The 16,288-nt window shown below is 56.9% G+C and carries 13 protein-coding genes; 6 read left to right on the forward strand and 7 right to left on the reverse strand.

The annotated features are described in order from the left end of the window. Positions 1–33: 33 nt before the first annotated feature. The 4 genes from MUY35_RS05165 to cysQ form a co-directional block, all read right to left on the reverse strand. On the reverse strand, positions 34–1,071 hold the full coding sequence (locus tag MUY35_RS05165; protein WP_348984501.1) for a glycosyltransferase family 2 protein: 1,038 nt from the start codon (positions 1,069–1,071) through the stop codon (positions 34–36). A 6-nt stretch (positions 1,072–1,077) separates the two neighbouring features. Next, positions 1,078–1,974: a UTP--glucose-1-phosphate uridylyltransferase GalU gene (gene galU, locus MUY35_RS05170; protein ID WP_248364447.1), complete on the reverse strand. Its 897-nt coding sequence runs from the start codon at positions 1,972–1,974 to the stop codon at positions 1,078–1,080. A gap of 240 nt (positions 1,975–2,214) precedes the next feature. Further along, on the reverse strand, positions 2,215–3,018 hold the full coding sequence (locus MUY35_RS05175) for a manno-octulosonate cytidylyltransferase (RefSeq protein WP_248364450.1): 804 nt from the start codon (positions 3,016–3,018) through the stop codon (positions 2,215–2,217). A 4-nt stretch (positions 3,019–3,022) separates the two neighbouring features. Further along, a complete protein-coding gene (gene cysQ, locus MUY35_RS05180) occupies positions 3,023–3,820 on the reverse strand; it encodes a 3'(2'),5'-bisphosphate nucleotidase CysQ (RefSeq protein ID WP_248364453.1) in 798 nt (265 codons plus the stop codon). Between cysQ and MUY35_RS05185 the strand changes: the two genes are divergently transcribed. Further along, positions 3,793–4,773, forward strand: coding sequence for an ABC transporter permease (locus MUY35_RS05185; RefSeq protein WP_348984502.1), 981 nt, complete (start codon positions 3,793–3,795; stop codon positions 4,771–4,773). The genes cysQ and MUY35_RS05185 overlap by 28 nt on opposite strands. Here the strand turns inward: MUY35_RS05185 and MUY35_RS05190 are convergent. Further along, positions 4,770–5,414, reverse strand: a complete 645-nt coding sequence (locus tag MUY35_RS05190; protein ID WP_248364456.1) for an alpha-ketoglutarate-dependent dioxygenase AlkB — start codon at positions 5,412–5,414, stop codon at positions 4,770–4,772. The two genes, MUY35_RS05185 and MUY35_RS05190, sit on opposite strands and share 4 nt — an antisense overlap. 193 nt (positions 5,415–5,607) lie before the next feature. Here MUY35_RS05190 and dnaK point away from each other — a divergent pair, with 193 nt between their 5' ends. From dnaK to radC, 3 genes are all read left to right on the forward strand, one after another. Then, a complete protein-coding gene (dnaK, locus tag MUY35_RS05195) occupies positions 5,608–7,521 on the forward strand; it encodes a molecular chaperone DnaK (protein WP_248364459.1) in 1,914 nt (637 codons plus the stop codon). A 63-nt stretch (positions 7,522–7,584) separates the two neighbouring features. After that, on the forward strand, positions 7,585–8,730 hold the full coding sequence (gene dnaJ / locus MUY35_RS05200) for a molecular chaperone DnaJ (protein ID WP_248364461.1): 1,146 nt from the start codon (positions 7,585–7,587) through the stop codon (positions 8,728–8,730). A gap of 52 nt (positions 8,731–8,782) precedes the next feature. After that, entirely contained in the window at positions 8,783–9,556 is a 774-nt protein-coding gene (gene radC, locus MUY35_RS05205) for a DNA repair protein RadC (protein ID WP_248364463.1), read from the forward strand. A gap of 2 nt (positions 9,557–9,558) precedes the next feature. On the opposite strand, the gene MUY35_RS05210 is transcribed toward radC, so the two are convergent. Together MUY35_RS05210 and secA are read right to left on the reverse strand one after the other, a co-directional pair. Beyond that, the gene (locus MUY35_RS05210) at positions 9,559–11,118 is read right to left on the reverse strand and encodes a phosphate ABC transporter substrate-binding/OmpA family protein (protein WP_248364464.1); all 1,560 of its coding nucleotides are present in this window, start codon (positions 11,116–11,118) and stop codon (positions 9,559–9,561) included. Positions 11,119–11,205: 87 nt separating this feature from the next. Beyond that, positions 11,206–13,878 (reverse strand): preprotein translocase subunit SecA, encoded by a 2,673-nt coding sequence (gene secA, locus MUY35_RS05215; protein WP_248364465.1) that lies wholly within the window; start codon positions 13,876–13,878, stop codon positions 11,206–11,208. 179 nt (positions 13,879–14,057) lie between these two features. Here secA and MUY35_RS05220 point away from each other — a divergent pair, with 179 nt between their 5' ends. Continuing rightward, positions 14,058–14,954, forward strand: coding sequence for a peptidylprolyl isomerase (locus MUY35_RS05220; protein WP_248364467.1), 897 nt, complete (start codon positions 14,058–14,060; stop codon positions 14,952–14,954). A gap of 18 nt (positions 14,955–14,972) precedes the next feature. Next, positions 14,973–16,274: a bifunctional glutamate N-acetyltransferase/amino-acid acetyltransferase ArgJ gene (gene argJ / locus MUY35_RS05225; protein ID WP_248364469.1), complete on the forward strand. Its 1,302-nt coding sequence runs from the start codon at positions 14,973–14,975 to the stop codon at positions 16,272–16,274. Positions 16,275–16,288 lie beyond the last annotated feature (14 nt).

The raw sequence follows: 16,288 nt of genomic DNA on the forward strand, positions 1-16,288 counted from the left end.
CTCGTATCTGACCGGTTTCACGCTAACACTTGTTTAAGCCCAGCCGCCATTGGAAAGAAGCCCCAATTCCATCAACTGACGCCAATCCTGATAGGCTGTCGCGCGGTCGTGCCACAGATCGGGGGCGGTCGCGAGCCAGTCGTAATAGGCATTGAAGTCGTCTGGTTGGCCGAAATGTTCTTTGCGCATCTTCTCTTCGCGTGATCGGGCGACAACATCGGGCATGAACTTTGTGTGCAGCAAAACCCCCGACAAGCGCGTGTCGCCAGAAATGCATTCGGGGCCGTCCCACTCAAGATTCAGGCGCGGCGGAAGAAGGGAATGAGTTGAATTCATATAGGCGAAGCGTCGATTCCAATGCACAAGGGGCAGCTTGTTCAGGGTCGGGGCACGTGCGGGTCGATCTGCAAAAAACACCCGATCACGCGGGCCGCCTTGCACCCAAAGGTTTTGCGCGGGCAACTGCCGTTGGACGCGATAGGGGCTGGCATCAAACCACCGCAGAACTTCAGTTGGATCTTGATCGGGCGTATGGGTGTGCTGATCCAGCGGTCCTTTGGGGTAAATGTCCAGCATCAGGGCGCCCAGCGCTGTCGCGCTGGTCTGTTCCAGCCGTTCGGTCAAAGCCTGAAGGTTTCGGGTGTCGCAATGGGGATAGATCAACAACTCATCCACATCGACGCACAGGCACCACGCACGGTGGCCATAGCGAAACTGAAGCCATGTGGTCCAGTCCACACCAAAGCGCGAGGCCTTATAGCTTGCGTCGGTGCGCCACAGCGAAACGTCGGGTTGGCGGGCGAGATACGCCTCGGACCCATCATCGCTGTTGTTCAGGACAATGAGGAAATGACCCACACCCAGTTTGCGATAATGCGATAGGAAATGCGGCAATCGCGCGTATTCATTGCGGGCGGTGGTGAAGGCGCGAACCATCCCCGGCTCGATCTGATCGGTGCGGTCCACGACAACCTTCAGATCGCGACGCGACCGGATGGATCGCCAGATAAGGCGACGACGTTTCAGCCGCATCCGATAGGCCGTCAAAAGGTCCAAACGTGGCTTCGGCACAGGCGGCTACTCGGCTGCCTTTTGTTGCGCAACGATGTCATGCAGATAGCTTGAAAGCTCTTCGCGCAACTCTTCACGCGCGAGCCCGAAGGCCACGGTTGCCTGCAAAAAACCCGCCTTAGAGCCACAATCAAAACGCTGGCCGCGGAAGCGATAGCCAAATACATCCCGGCCTTTCTTGATTTCGGCTGCAATCGCATCGGTCAGTTGAATTTCGCCGCCCGCACCGGATTTCATCCGGTTCAGGCTATTGAGCACACTCGGGGTCAGGATATAGCGGCCGATCACCGCGAGGTTGGACGGCGCCTCTTCAAGGGTTGGCTTTTCAACCATGCCTTTGATCGAAACCAACGCGCCCCTATCTTCTTTCACGTCAAGCACGCCATAGGCGCTGGCCTTTTCAGCGGGCACTTCCATCGCGGCCACCATGCAGCCGCCGGTTTCTTCATAAGCCTCAACCATCTGTTGCAGGCAGGGCTTTTCGGCCGCAATCACGTCATCTGGCAAAATGACGGCAAACGGTTCGTTGGCGATCAGGCGATGTGCGCACCAAACCGCGTGGCCCAGACCCAGCGCCTTGTGTTGACGCATATAGGCAATCGCGCCGCTTTCCATGTTGGTGTCTTTCAGAATCTCCAACAGGGCGTCCTTACCCTTTTTGCGCAGCTCTTGTTCCAATATCGGGGCGTTGTCGAAGTAGTCCTCCAACGCACCTTTGCCGCGCGAGGTGACGAAGATAAATTCCTTGATCCCGGCCGCGCGCGCCTCGTCAATCGCATATTGGATCAGCGGGCGGTCAACCAACGTCATGATCTCTTTCGGGATCGACTTCGTGGCGGGCAGGAAACGCGTTCCCAACCCGGCAACCGGGAAAATGGCCTTCGTGACCTTTTTGTGCGTCATTAAAACACCTCTGTTGTTACCAATTCACCCGAATGAAAATACAATGGGCAACCAACTACTTTACCTATGCAGGCTTAACTTACGTGCTGATCACCAATGGGCGAAAAATCTGACAACTTCATGGCAATTGTTTACGATATTGGGTCAATAGGCTGGTTTTCTCAAGATCATTCCACTTTTCGTTGAAAAGGCGCGGCCCCTTGCCGCTTGCGAAAGTTAGGCTATCGACGGCGATCATTTTCACGCCACCCCAAGGTCGTTCAGAATACTCTCGATTCTTGTGACATCTTCGGGGTTGTTCAGTTCCCAGAACTGCTGGCCGCGCGCGTAGACCTCGATACATTGCACCGGGCGGTCGCGTTCCAGAAAGCGAAGCTGCTCTAACCCTTCAAGCTGTTCAAGCGGCCCCGGCGCCCAGCGGGCATAGGCTGCCAGCGCGGATGGGCGATAGGCATAGACGCCCACATGGTGAAACACCGGGGTCGGGTCATGATCGCCCCAATCATTGCCCGTGGTGTATGGTATCACCTCTTTCGAGAAGAAAAGCGCTTTGCCCTCGGCACCGAACACGGCGGTCGTTGCCCCAACGCGACCTGCGCGACGATCGTCCAGAAACCCTGCCAGCGCGCGGCCATTGCACCGCAAAACGGGTGTGGCAACTTCGGCGGTTGGGTGGGCCTTCATGCCGGCGATCAGGTCTTCGACGAACCAAGGCGGGGTCAGCGGGGCATCGCCTTGCAGGTTCACCACAATGTCATAGCCGCCGCCCAGCGCATCCAATGCCTCGGCACAGCGTTCGGTGCCATTTTTGCAGGTGGACGAGGTCATCACCACTTCAGCCCCGAAGCCTTCAGCCTCGGCGCGGATCCGGTCGTCATCTGTGGCCACAATCACGCGATCCACGCCCTGAACCGCCTGCGCCGCATCCCAACTGCGCTGGATTAGAGACTTTGCCTGCCCCTTCGCCCCCCGCAAAGGCACCAACGCCTTGCCCGGATATCTGACCGAGGCATAACGCGCTGGAATGACGATCAGAACACGCATCGTGTCAGGCTTTCTTCAGCGTCACACCCGGCGCATAGGCAATGAAAAACGGGTTCTCATAGATCGGTTTGCCATAGGTCAGGGGCGTGTGGTCATCAAAACGCACCACGTCGCCGCCCGCGCCTTTTAGCACTGCATGACCCGCCGCCGTATCCCACTCCATCGTGCGACCGACGCGGGGATAGATGTCAGCCTCGCCCGTTGCGACAAGGCAGAATTTCAACGAACTGCCCGCCGATTTCATATCTTTCACGGCATATTTGTTGATGTAGTCATCAGTGGCCTGATCACGGTGGGATTTGGACGCCACAACCATCAGGGCAGCATTGTCTGGGGATGACACCGATATCGGTGACAGCTTTCCAACCGTGTCTTTGTCGAACGGCCCTTGTTCCTCGACGCTGTTACCGTCGGCGCGGGTAAAGAACATCCGACCCTTTGCGGGGGCATAGACCACCCCGCGAATGGGCGTTCCGTCGACGACATAGGCAATATTCACCGTGAAATCGCCGCGCCGGTGGATGAACTCTTTCGTGCCGTCCAGAGGGTCAACAATCAAAAACGCGCTTGCCTGTTGGCCGTGGCTATCAGCTTGTTCTTCGGTGACCAAAAGCACATCCGGGAACACCGCACGCAACCCCTTTGAAATCAAAGCGTCTGCCGCTTCGTCAGCGGCCGTCACCGGGCTGTCATCCGACTTTGAACGCACGTCAAAATCATCCGAGTCGTAGATTTTCATGATCACGTCACCGGCGTCCAGCGCCAGGGTCCGCATTGTGGTTTCCAGAAGGTCGAAATCCAATGGCTTGCTCCTTACCTGCGCCAAAGCGCGGTGCAGTTGATTACATAATTTCGCCCACTTATGATGTTTGGGTAAAGGAACGGCAAGATTTCCCTGCAAGAATTTCCCCGCGGCGGGTAAAAGGCAGAACCATGTTTGAAGTCAAAGTGAACAGAACGCGGCTGGGGGCCGCCATTTCGATGATGTCGGTGATTTATCACGCGACCGTCTATGATCTGCGCAAAACTCACCCCAACGCTCTTATTGGTCTTATGATCAATATTTTTCAGTCTTTGATGATGGTCGCCGTTTTTTACGTGATGATGAGCGTGCTTGGCCTAAGGTCCAGCGCCCTCAGGGGTGATTTTCTGCTTTATATCATGTCGGGCGTTTTTATCTTCATGGCCAACATCAAAACCATGAAGGCCGTTTCGTCGGCGGCTGGGCCAACATCCAGCATGATGTTGCATGGACCGATGAATACCCTTGTGTCCATTATCGCTGCTGCTTTGGGCGCGCTATATGTCCAGATCTTGTCGATCATCGTAATTCTCATTATTTATAGTCTGGCCGTCAATCCGGTCGAAATTCATGACCCTGCCGGTGCCAGCATGATGCTTTTTCTGGGGTGGTTTAACGGCGTTTCCGTCGGAATTGTTTTCATGGCACTCAAGCCATGGTTTCCGCAGTTCACGGCGATGGCCAGTATGTTTTATATGCGGGTCAATATGTTTGCCTCGGGCAAGATGTTCGTGGCCAACACTTTGCCTTTCTTCATGTTGGCGTTGTTTTCGTGGAATCCTCTGTTTCACATCATTGATCAGGCGCGCGGTTTCGCATTCATCAATTATTTTCCGCACTATTCAAGCTGGCAGTATCCGTTGATCGTGTCGATTGTTCTGACTTTTCTAGGCATGATGGGCGACAGCTATAGCCGCAAATACGTATCCGCCAGTTGGGATGCGCGCCGCTAGGTTTGGGGCTCGCCCGGTGTGGCGATGTCCACCACCCTAAGCGTCAGGTTGATCCGCCCGTGGTCCCTAAGCAGGTCGGACGATCCAAACCGCAGGCGATCAACGCCGTGATAGGCCAGCCGCGCCGCACCATCCATCACCACCACATCACCGGATTGAAGCCAGGTCGATTGGGTAGGCCCTTGACGGTCCGCGCCGCCAATCCGAAACAGCGCGTCATCGCCCAAACTGATCGACACAACCGGATATGAAAAGTCGCCTTCGTCGCGATCTTGATGCATTCCCATTCGCGCAGCTTCACCGTAATAATTGATCAGACAGCAATCGGGGTGCCGCTCGGTGTTGGCGACGGCACGCCACACATCCAGCACCAAATCGGGAATATCGGGCCACGCGGCACCTGTTGGATGGCGCGCCTCGTAACGATAGCCGCGCCGATCCGACACCCAACCCAACCGCCCAGCCGACGTCATCCGCACGGACATTTGCTTACCGGAACGCGTGACAGGGTGGAAAAGCGGTGCAGTTTTGACGACCTGACGCAGCGCTGAAACAAGCGTATCCTGTGCCGACCGATCCAGCATCCCCTTGAAAAGTTTCGCCCCACCCAGATCCAAAGGGGGGCTGTCAGGCGCTATCATGGTCAAATCCCTGAAAATGACTCACTTTTTTACGCATTCCTCACCCCTTGAAAGCTTGCAGGCCTTACCTCCCCTACTTATATACCCCGAGACGCTGGATTGGGGCACGCCCAACCGGTCATAAATCTGGGATCTGGGGCTGATGCTTTGCAAGGTCAGCTCCCACAACATCGCCAAAGAGAGGATTTTGAGCATGGCCAAAGTCATCGGTATCGACCTCGGCACCACAAACTCATGTGTTGCCATCATGGACGGCTCGCAACCGCGAGTCATTGAGAACGCAGAAGGCGCACGCACGACGCCTTCGATCGTCGCCTTCAAAGACGACGAACGCCTTGTTGGCCAGCCGGCAAAACGCCAGGCGGTCACCAACCCCGACAACACCGTCTTCGCTGTGAAGCGCCTGATCGGTCGCAACATGCAAGATCCGGCTGTCGAGAAAGATAAAAAGCTGGTCCCTTACGCCATTGTCGATGGCGGCAATGGGGACGCATGGGTTGAGGCTGCCGGGCAGAAGTATTCGCCCTCGCAAATCTCGGCCTTCATTCTGGGTAAGATGAAAGAGACGGCAGAAAGCTATCTTGGTGAAGAAGTGACGCAAGCCGTCATCACCGTTCCCGCCTATTTCAACGACGCCCAGCGTCAGGCCACGAAAGACGCCGGCAAGATCGCTGGCCTTGAAGTGCTGCGGATCATCAACGAACCGACTGCCGCTGCGCTGGCTTATGGTCTGGACAAGAAAGAAACGCAAACCATCGCGGTCTATGACCTTGGTGGCGGCACGTTCGACGTGACCATTCTGGAAATCGACGACGGGTTGTTCGAAGTGAAATCGACCAACGGCGACACGTTCCTTGGTGGTGAAGACTTCGACATGCGCATCGTTCAGTATCTGGTCGATGAGTTCAAAAAGGAAAACCAGGTTGATCTGTCGAAAGACAAGATGGCTCTGCAGCGCCTGAAAGAAGCCGCTGAGAAAGCCAAGATCGAACTATCCAGCTCGTCGCAAACCGAAATCAACCAGCCCTTCATTTCGATGGGCTCGGATGGCTCGCCCTTGCACATGGTCATGAAGCTGACCCGCGCCAAGCTGGAAAGCCTTGTGTCAGACCTGATCAAACGCTCGATGAAGCCCTGCCAAGCCGCGCTGAAAGACGCTGGCCTGTCGAAAGACGACATTGACGAAGTGGTTCTGGTCGGCGGTATGACCCGTATGCCAAAGGTCATCGAGGAAGTGTCCAAGTTCTTCGGCAAGGAACCCCACAAGGGCGTGAACCCCGACGAAGTTGTGGCCATGGGCGCCGCCATTCAGGCTGGCGTTCTGCAGGGCGACGTCAAAGACGTTGTTCTTCTGGACGTGACGCCGTTGTCGCTGGGCATCGAAACGCTGGGTGGTGTGTTCACACGCTTGATCGACCGCAACACGACGATCCCGACCAAGAAGTCGCAGATATTCTCGACCGCGGAAGACAACCAGAACGCCGTGACCCTGCGGGTGTTCCAAGGTGAGCGTGAAATGGCCGCGGACAACAAGATCCTTGGTCAGTTCAACCTTGAAGACATCCCGCCCGCCCCGCGCGGCCTGCCTCAGATCGAGGTGACCTTCGACATCGACGCCAACGGCATCGTTGAAGTGGGCGCCAAGGACAAAGGCACCGGCAAAGAGCACAAAATCACCATCCAAGCCTCTGGTGGTCTGTCGGATGACGACATCGAAGCTATGGTGAAAGACGCCGAAGCCAATGCCGACGCCGACAAAGAGCGTAAAGAGCTTGTCGAAGCCAAGAACCAGGCTGAAAGCCTTATCCATTCGACTGAAAAGGCGATGGAAGAGCATAACGACAAGGTCGATCCGACCACGATCGAAGCGATCGATCTGGCGATTGCCGCGCTGAAAGACGTGATGGAAGAAGACAATGCCGACAAGATCAAGTCCGGCATCCAGAACGTCACCGAAGCGGCCATGAAGCTGGGCGAGGCGATCTATAAGGCGCAGCAGGAAGAAGCGGCTGGCGAAGAACCCGAGGAAGCCGACGGCCCCTCGGCGGTGGATGACGACATTGTCGACGCCGACTTCGAAGACCTCGACGACGAAAACAAGCGTTAAGTCTGTTTAGGTAACGGGCGGGGCTGCAATGGCGGCCCTGCCCCCTCCCAAAGGGAGCTCTCCATGTCAAAGCGTGATTATTACGAAGTTCTCGGGGCGTCGAAGGGCGCGTCGGCGGACGAGTTGAAGAAAGCCTATCGCAAGAAGGCGAAAGAGCTGCACCCCGACCGCAACTCGGACAACCCAAACGCAGAAGCCCAGTTCAAAGAAGCGAACGAAGCCTATGAGGTCCTGAAGGACGCCGATAAAAAGGCGGCCTATGACCGGTTTGGCCATGCAGCCTTTGAAGGTGGCATGGGCGGTCGGCCCGGTGGTGGACACCCCGGCGGCAATGGCGATTTCGCCAGCGCGTTTTCAGACGTGTTCGACGACCTGTTCGGCGATTTCATGGGTGGTGGCCGTGGCGGCGGCGGGGTCCGTGCGCAACGCGGATCGGACCTACGCTATAACCTGCGTGTGACGCTGGAAGAAGCATATTCGGGCCTGCAGAAAACCATCAACGTACCGACCTCGGTTTCGTGTGAGGAATGCACCGGCACTGGGGCTGAAGCCGGGGCCGAGCCCACAGTTTGCCCAACCTGTTCGGGCATGGGGAAAGTGCGCGCGCAACAAGGTTTCTTCACCGTTGAGCGGACCTGCCCCACCTGTCAGGGCACCGGTCAAATGATCCAGAACCCCTGCAAGAGCTGCGGTGGCGCGGGTCGCACGCATAAAGAACGCTCATTGTCGGTGAACATCCCGGCGGGCGTCGAAACCGGCACGCGTATTCGCCTTTCTGGTGAAGGCGAGGCTGGTCTGCGCGGCGGACCGACAGGCGATCTTTATATCTTCATCGACGTCGCCGAACATCCGATCTTTGATCGTGAAGGCGTGCATCTGCATTGTCGCGTGCCCGTTTCTGTGACGTCGGCCGCGCTGGGTGGCGATATCGAAGTGCCGACCATCGACGGTGGCCGGTCGCGGGTGAAAATCCCATCTGGCAGCCAGTCTGGGCGGCAGATGCGTCTGCGTTCCAAAGGGATGCCGGGCCTGCGCGGCGGACCAACGGGCGACATGTATATCGAACTTGCCGTCGAGACGCCGGTTAACCTGACGTCGAAGCAAAAAGAGCTTCTGCGCGAGTTTGAAAAGCTGTCGGAAGAAAACAACCCGGAAAGCTCGAGCTTCTTTACCAAGGTGAAAAGCTTTTGGGATGGAATGAAGGGTTAACACCTTAGGGTTGTTAACTTTTCATTCACCACTTCTGGTGCAGTCTGCTCTCATGACAGAGAGCAGACAATTCCAGTTTCAAGAAATGCCGCAAGCGCTGTTCGACACTGACGAAGCGCCCATTCTTCCCGTAGCGGTGAAGGACGGTAAGTTGCCGTCCTATATCAAAGATCACCGAAAGCGCCTGCGCGCCCGGTTCATGGATGGCGGCGCGCAAGCAATGCCAGACTATGAGCTGTTGGAGTTGGTTCTGTTCCGCGCCATCCCGCGCCAAGACGTCAAGCCACTGGCCCGTGCACTTCTGGACACGTTTGGCGATTTCAACCGTGTGGTCACGGCCCCCTTGCAGCGATTGCGTGACGTGCCGGGTATTGGCGACGCGGTCATTACCGAGTTGAAGATTGTTGAAGCCTCGGCGCACCGCATGGCGCGCAGTCGGGTGATTCAGCGGCACGTCATCTCGTCCTGGGATGCGGTGCTGGATTATTGCCACACAACCATGGCGCATCGTGACACAGAACAGTTTCGGGTGCTGTTTCTGGATCGCAAAAACGTGCTGATCGCGGACGAAGCGCAGGGCAATGGCACGGTTGATCATGTCCCGGTTTATCCGCGCGAGGTAGTTAAACGCGCGCTGGAACTGAATGCGTCAGCGGTCATTCTTGTGCACAATCATCCATCGGGCGACCCAACGCCATCTGACAGCGACATTCAAATGACCAAACAGGTGAACGACGCGGCGACCGCGCTGGGGTTGACGCTGCATGATCATCTGATCATTGGCAAATCAACGGAACTCAGCTTTCGCGGGGCCGGTTATCTATAAAATCAGTCGACCCAGATTTCGACCCGGCGATTAACGCCACGCCCCCAAGCGCTGTCGTCGCAGGCCATCGGCATCGCTTCGCCAAACGCTTCGACTTGCAGGCCAACTCTGTCCTGGTCAAACGCTTCTAGTTGCGACAAAACCTGTTTGCGCACGGCGGTGGCACGTTTGCGGGCCAGATTAAGGTTCTGTTCAGCCGTGCCTTGGCCGTCCGAGAATCCGACAAACACCACCTGATGGCCGTCAAACCGCCCGCTTTCCAGCGCCTTCACCAACAGCGCGATGTTGGAGCGCGACGGCGCATCCAGCAAGGTAGAGCCGCCTTCGAAACGGAAGCTGATCGACAGGCGATCTTTGCCGTCGAAACTTTCGACCATACGTTTGAGTTCGGACAGCGCAACTTCGTTACCCGAAGCTGCAATCGCGTTGGCCATCCGGTCACCCTGATCCTGAATCGGAATGCGCGTCAGTGCCTGATCTACAAAACCGGCCCGACGGGTCACAAATTGCGCGCTGTCGGTTCTGAGGTATGACAGAAACTCCCGCCCCAAAAGCGGCAGGCGACGTTCGGGCAGGTAAAGATACATCGGCATGGTCAGCGGATAATCCTCGGCCTTGATCGACTGGGCCGAGGCTTGAACCTTGAACCCGCAGGTGCCGCTAAGCTGCACGACCTCGCCGTTTCCGGGCCGCATGAACGATGTGATCGCGATGCCAAACGGGTCGCGCGCGATGGCGTCGGTCAGCGCTTTGTTGGACGGATGAAACCGAACACGGTCAGACAGGGTCACACCGCTTGCGGCAATTACGTTTTGCATGAAGGCGGGGCCAAACCCTTCTTCAATGTCCATCAGATAGGGCGTGATGGGGGCATCTTCGCCGCCCAGTTCGTTCCAATTGCTTATCTTGCCGGCATAAATCGCCGCGAGTTGCGAGATGGACAGCTTGGTCACCGGATTGCCCGGCGACACAATTGGCACCAACGCGTCCAACGCGATGACCCGGCTTTGCCGCGCGATCCGCAGATCGCCCAACCCGGCCTCGCGCGCCATGCTGCGTTCGCGGATCGACGCCTGGCGCATCGACAGCACCATATCGGCCTGCTGCCCCAGGAGGTCGGCAAAGCCTTCCGCGCTGGTGGTCAGTTTGATCGTAATGCGAGCCTGTTCCTGCCCAGATGCGCCATCATACAGTGTATAGAGCGTGCCGACCCCCAACACCTCTTCCCGCTTCAGGGCATATCCTTGTCGCAGCGCGAAGCCTTCGACAAGCGCTGGGAACAACACCTCGCCCATGCTGTAGGCGCCTGAGATGGTCAGTTCAGCAACGAAAGGTCCAAGGCTCGGGCAGCCCGGCCCTTCGCAAGTCACGCCAGAGCTATCGACGGTCAGAATGCCGAATTCGGTATCGACTCGGTAAAATTCGCCATCAAATGTTAGAAGGGTTCCGGTCAGTTCAATCGAGCCATCGCGCGAGGTCAGCGTCACGTCTTCAGCGAATGCCGAAAACCCCGACAACAGCGCCAAAAATGCAGCCGCGACAATCGCGTGCGAAAAGTTCATGACAGACCCCAACCCGTGCATATCCGTTGCGCAATCATCCGGATTGGCGCGCAAGATTTCAACCGTCGATGTGGGCAGCACACCTGCTTAGGCCAGCCGGCCGTGGCAATGCTTGAATTTTTTACCCGAGCCACAAGGACAAGGATCATTGCGCGACGGGTTGCCCCAGCTGGCGGGGTTGTTTTCGTCAAACCCGTCTTTGGCATCCTGCGCATCATCTGCTGCCTGCGCCAGCGCCTGCTGTTGCTGAAGCATCTTCTGCATCATCGCCTGCTGTTCTTCTTCAGACATTGGACGGATTTGTGCCAATTTCTGCGTCACATCCAAGCGCAGGCTATCAAGCATGCTTTCGAACAGCTGGAACGCCTCGTTCTTGTATTCGTTCAGGGGATCGCGTTGGGCATAGCCACGGAACCCGACGACAGACCGCAGATGATCAAGCGTCAGAAGATGTTCGCGCCACTTGGCGTCGATGGTTTGCAAAACCAACTGCTTTTCGATCGAGCGCATGGTCTCGAGCCCGAAATCAGCAGCCTTCTTGGCCATGTATTCGTTGGACGCATCGTAAAGCCGCTCGCGAATACTGTCGTCATCGACGCCTTCTTCGGCGGCCCAGTCAACGACCGGAACCTCAAACCCAAGGTTTTCAATGATGGCGGCCTGCAGGCCCTTGGTATCCCACTGATCTGCATAGGATTTTGGCGGCATATGTGTATCAACCAGATCGTCGATCACCTGGTGGCGCATGTCGCCCACGATCTCGGACAGATCCTCGGCTTCCATGATTTCGCGACGCTGACCAAAGATGGCTTTGCGCTGATCGTTCATCACGTCATCGAACTTTAGAAGTTGCTTACGAATGTCAAAGTTGCGACCTTCGACCTTTGCCTGCGCACGTTCCAGCGACTTGTTCACCCACGGGTGAATGATCGCCTCGCCTTCTTTCATGCCAAGCGTCGACAGCACTTTTTCAAGCCGTTCGGATCCGAAAATACGCATCAGGTCATCTTCCAGTGACAAGAAGAACGACGACCGACCCGGGTCACCCTGACGGCCAGACCGGCCGCGCAGCTGGTTGTCGATCCGGCGGCTTTCGTGACGTTCGGTCGCCAAAACAAACAGGCCACCGGCATCTTTCACGGCCTGTTCGTCCGCCGCGTGGGCGGCTTCGATCTGGCTGCGAATTTCATCTGGGTTGCCATTCGGGTCGGCGGCGATGGCTTCCATCACCTTGAATTCGACATTGCCGCCCAGTTTGATGTCGGTGCCACGGCCCGCCATGTTGGTGGCGATGGTAACAGACCCTAACTTGCCTGCATCAGCCACGATTTGCGCTTCGCGTTCGTGCTGGCGGGCGTTCAGAACATCATGTTTAATGCCCGCTTCAGTCAGAAGCCGTGACAGTTCTTCGGATTTGTCGATCGAGGTCGTGCCGACCAGCATCGGCTGGCCTTTTTCATTGGCATTGCGAATTTCTTCGACCACGGCGGCGTATTTCTCGGTTGTGGTGCGATAGACGGCGTCGTGGTCATCAACACGCGCGATAGGGCGGTTGGTCGGGATTTCGACCACGCCCAAGCCATAGATCTCGTCAAATTCATCGGCTTCGGTCAGCGCCGTGCCGGTCATACCGCAAAGCGTGTTATACAGCCGGAAATAGTTCTGGAATGTTACCGAGGCCAGCGTCACGTTTTCGGGCTGGGTCTTGCAGCCTTCCTTGGCTTCAATGGCCTGGTGCAGACCTTCGGACAGGCGGCGGCCTGCCATCATACGGCCAGTGAACTCGTCGATCAGCACGACCTCGCCATCGCGGACGATGTAATCTTTGTCCCGCTGAAACAGCTTATGGGCGCGCAAGCCTTGGTTCACATGGTGAACGAGAGTGGTGCTTTCAGGGTCATATAGTGACTGTTCTTCCGGCAGCAGACCGCGCTCGTGCAAAATTTTCTCAAGAAATTCGTTGCCGTCCTCGGTGAACGTCGCGCCGCGGTTCTTTTCGTCGATTGTGTAGTGCTCTTCTGTCAACTCGGGAATCAGGGCGTCGATAGTGACATAAAGTTCCGACCGATCTTCAGACGGACCAGAAATGATCAGGGGCGTGCGCGCTTCGTCGATCAGGATCGAGTCGACCTCGTCCACAACGGCGAAATTATGCCCACGCTGATACATGTCTTTCAGGTCGGATTTCATGTTGTCGCGAAGATAGTCGAACCCAAGCTCGTTATTGGTCGCATAGGTGACGTCAGCAGCATATGCCGCGCGCTTTTCGTCGTCGGCCTGATGCGGATAGACCACGCCGGTGGTCAGACCCAATGCGCCATACACCTTGCCCATCCAATCAGCGTCACGTTTGGCCAGATAGTCGTTCACAGTGACGATATGCACGCCTTTGCCGGACAGCGCGTTCAGATAGGCAGGGAAGGTCGCAACCAGCGTTTTACCTTCACCAGTTTTCATTTCCGCAATGTTTCCTCGGTGCAGGAAGATGCCGCCGACCAGCTGAGTGTCAAAGGCGCGCAACCCAAGCGCACGCTTGGCGGCTTCACGACAGTTGGCGAACGCTTCGGGCAGGATCGCTTCCAGCTTCTCGCCGTCTGCTACACGCTTTTTGAATTCTTCGGTCTTGGCGATGATGCCGTCATCCGTCAGGGCGGCATATTCTTCCTCAAGCGCGTTAATTTTTTCGACGATCGGGCGGGTCGCTTTGATCATTCGGTCATTGGGGGTGCCAAAGACCTTACGCGCGATTTTTCCAAGCATGTTTTTGTGCCTCAATGCGGTTCTGACGCTGGTGTGACCAGAGGGAACTTGCTCGTCCCTGCCCAGCCGCCTATCTAGTTGCCCAAGAACCAGCGCTCTCAAGCCTTCAAGCGATGTAAGCGTCGGGTGGAAAACTGTCAATGTTGCCGGGGACTCCGGCCCGTTTTGAGGACAAATACATGTTGAAACGCAACGCCATTATTCTAAGCGCCGCTTTGTCGGCCACTTTCGCCTTCCCGCTGGCCGCTCAGGATACTGACACCCCGGCCGCACTGGAAGCCGAACCAGCAGTCGAAATGATCGACGTGAAAGGTGACACCGTTATCGCCACGGTGAATGGTGACGACATCACCATGGCGCATGTCGTCGCCGCCCGGATGAGCCTGCCCGAGCAGTTCCAATCCCTGCCCGACGATGTTCTGCTGCCCGGTATTGTCGAACAACTGATCCAGCAGGCTGTTTTGGGTCAGGCGATGGGCGAACTTAGCCACCGCGCCGAAATCCGTCTGGAAAACCAACGGCGCGAGCTGGCGGCGAATGACAAGGTGGACGAGCTGGTTTCCAGCGCCGTCACAGATGAGGCCCTGAAAGTGGCCTATGACGCGCAATATGCCAATGCTGAGCCGACACAGGAATTTAGCGCGTCGCATATTCTGGTCGAAACCGAAGACAAGGCGAAAGAACTGATTGTCGAGCTTGATGGCGGTGCCGACTTTGCCGAGTTGGCGAAGGAACATTCCACCGGACCATCGGGTCCCGGTGGCGGAGAGTTGGGCTGGTTTGGTCCCGGCATGATGGTCAAACCGTTCGAAGACGCGGTGATGGCGATGGAAGACGGCAAGATCTCGGCCCCTGTTGAGACTCAGTTTGGCTGGCACGTAATCAAGCGGAACGAATCCCGCACGAAAGGCGCCCCGGCGCTGGACGAGGTGCGTGAAGAACTGGCCGTTCAGATCGAGACCGACGCGGTTGAGGCAGCGCTGAAAGCGCTTCTGGATGCCGCCACCATCGACCGTATCGCGCTTGAGGGGATCGACCCCGCCGCATTGCGTGATATGACGCTTCTGGACGAATAAAACCGGAAAGGTGCGGGTATGGGCAAGAAAGCGAAGATCAAGGGGCTGAAGAAAAAGCTGCGCAAGTTAAAGGCGCGATTGGTCGCTGCCCAATCCCATACCCATGCCATTTCCCCCCTCGCGCCCGCGTCATTTCCTGACCTGCCAGTCATCGGCGGCGCGCGATTCTCAGCCGCCAAAGCGGGTGTGAAATATGCAGATCGGCTGGACGTCATGTTGGCTGAATTGCAACCCGGCACAACGATCGCGGGTGTGTTCACCAAGTCGGCCACACGGTCCGCTCCGGTTCTTGATTGCCAGGCGAAACTTGGTGCCGATACCAGCGAAGGCGCCGCCATTTTGGTCAACGCCGGAAACTCCAACGCCTTCACGGGTGCGACTGGGGATGGGTCGGTTGACGCCATCACCACGCAGGTCGCCCGAGCATTGGCTGTGCCTAAAAATAGGGTCTATACCGCCTCAACCGGTGTTATTGGCGAGCCTTTGCCTCATGACAAAATCATCGCTCGTATTGATGAGATGAAGGGCACGCTGGTGCCTGACGGACTGAAATATGCCGCAGAGGCTATCCGCACCACGGATACCTTCGCCAAAGGCGCCAAGGTCGAGGTCAAGATCGACAACCGCATTGTTCACATCGCAGGTATCGCAAAGGGGTCGGGCATGATCGCGCCGGACATGGCGACGATGCTGGTGTTCATCTTCACCGACGCGAAAATCGATCAGGCCGACTTGCAGGCGATGCTGTCTGACCTGACCGAAACAAGCTTCAACAGCATCACGGTGGACAGTGATACATCAACCTCAGATACGCTTTTGCTGGCGGCGACGGGTGCATCCGGCGTCGAAGTCGATAAGAAAAATTCGGCTTTCCGGTCGGCGCTTCATGATGTGATGCTGGATCTGGCACATCAGGTAGTGCGTGACGGCGAAGGCGCGACCAAGTTTGTCGAGGTGCGCGTGACCGGTGCAAAATCGGACGCAGACGCCCGCACCCACGCTCTGGCTATTGCGAACTCACCACTGGTGAAAACCGCGATCGCCGGGGAAGACCCCAATTGGGGGCGGGTGGTGATGGCGATCGGGAAATCTGGCGCCTATGCTGATCGCGACATGCTATCAATCCGCTTTGGTGACGTTCTGGTCGCAGAAAACGGATGGGTATCGCCGCTCTATCGCGAGGAAGATGGTGCGCAGTATATGAGGCAGGACGAGCTGTTGATCGCTGTCGATCTGGCTGTTGGCAACGGCGAATCATCGGTCTGGACCTGCGATCTGACCCATGGCTACATTCAAATCAACGCCGATTATCGGTCATAAGCCGGGCAGGGGAC

The organism is Aliiroseovarius sp. S1339 (assembly GCF_023195695.1).
Taxonomy (GTDB): Bacteria; Pseudomonadota; Alphaproteobacteria; order Rhodobacterales; family Rhodobacteraceae; genus Aliiroseovarius.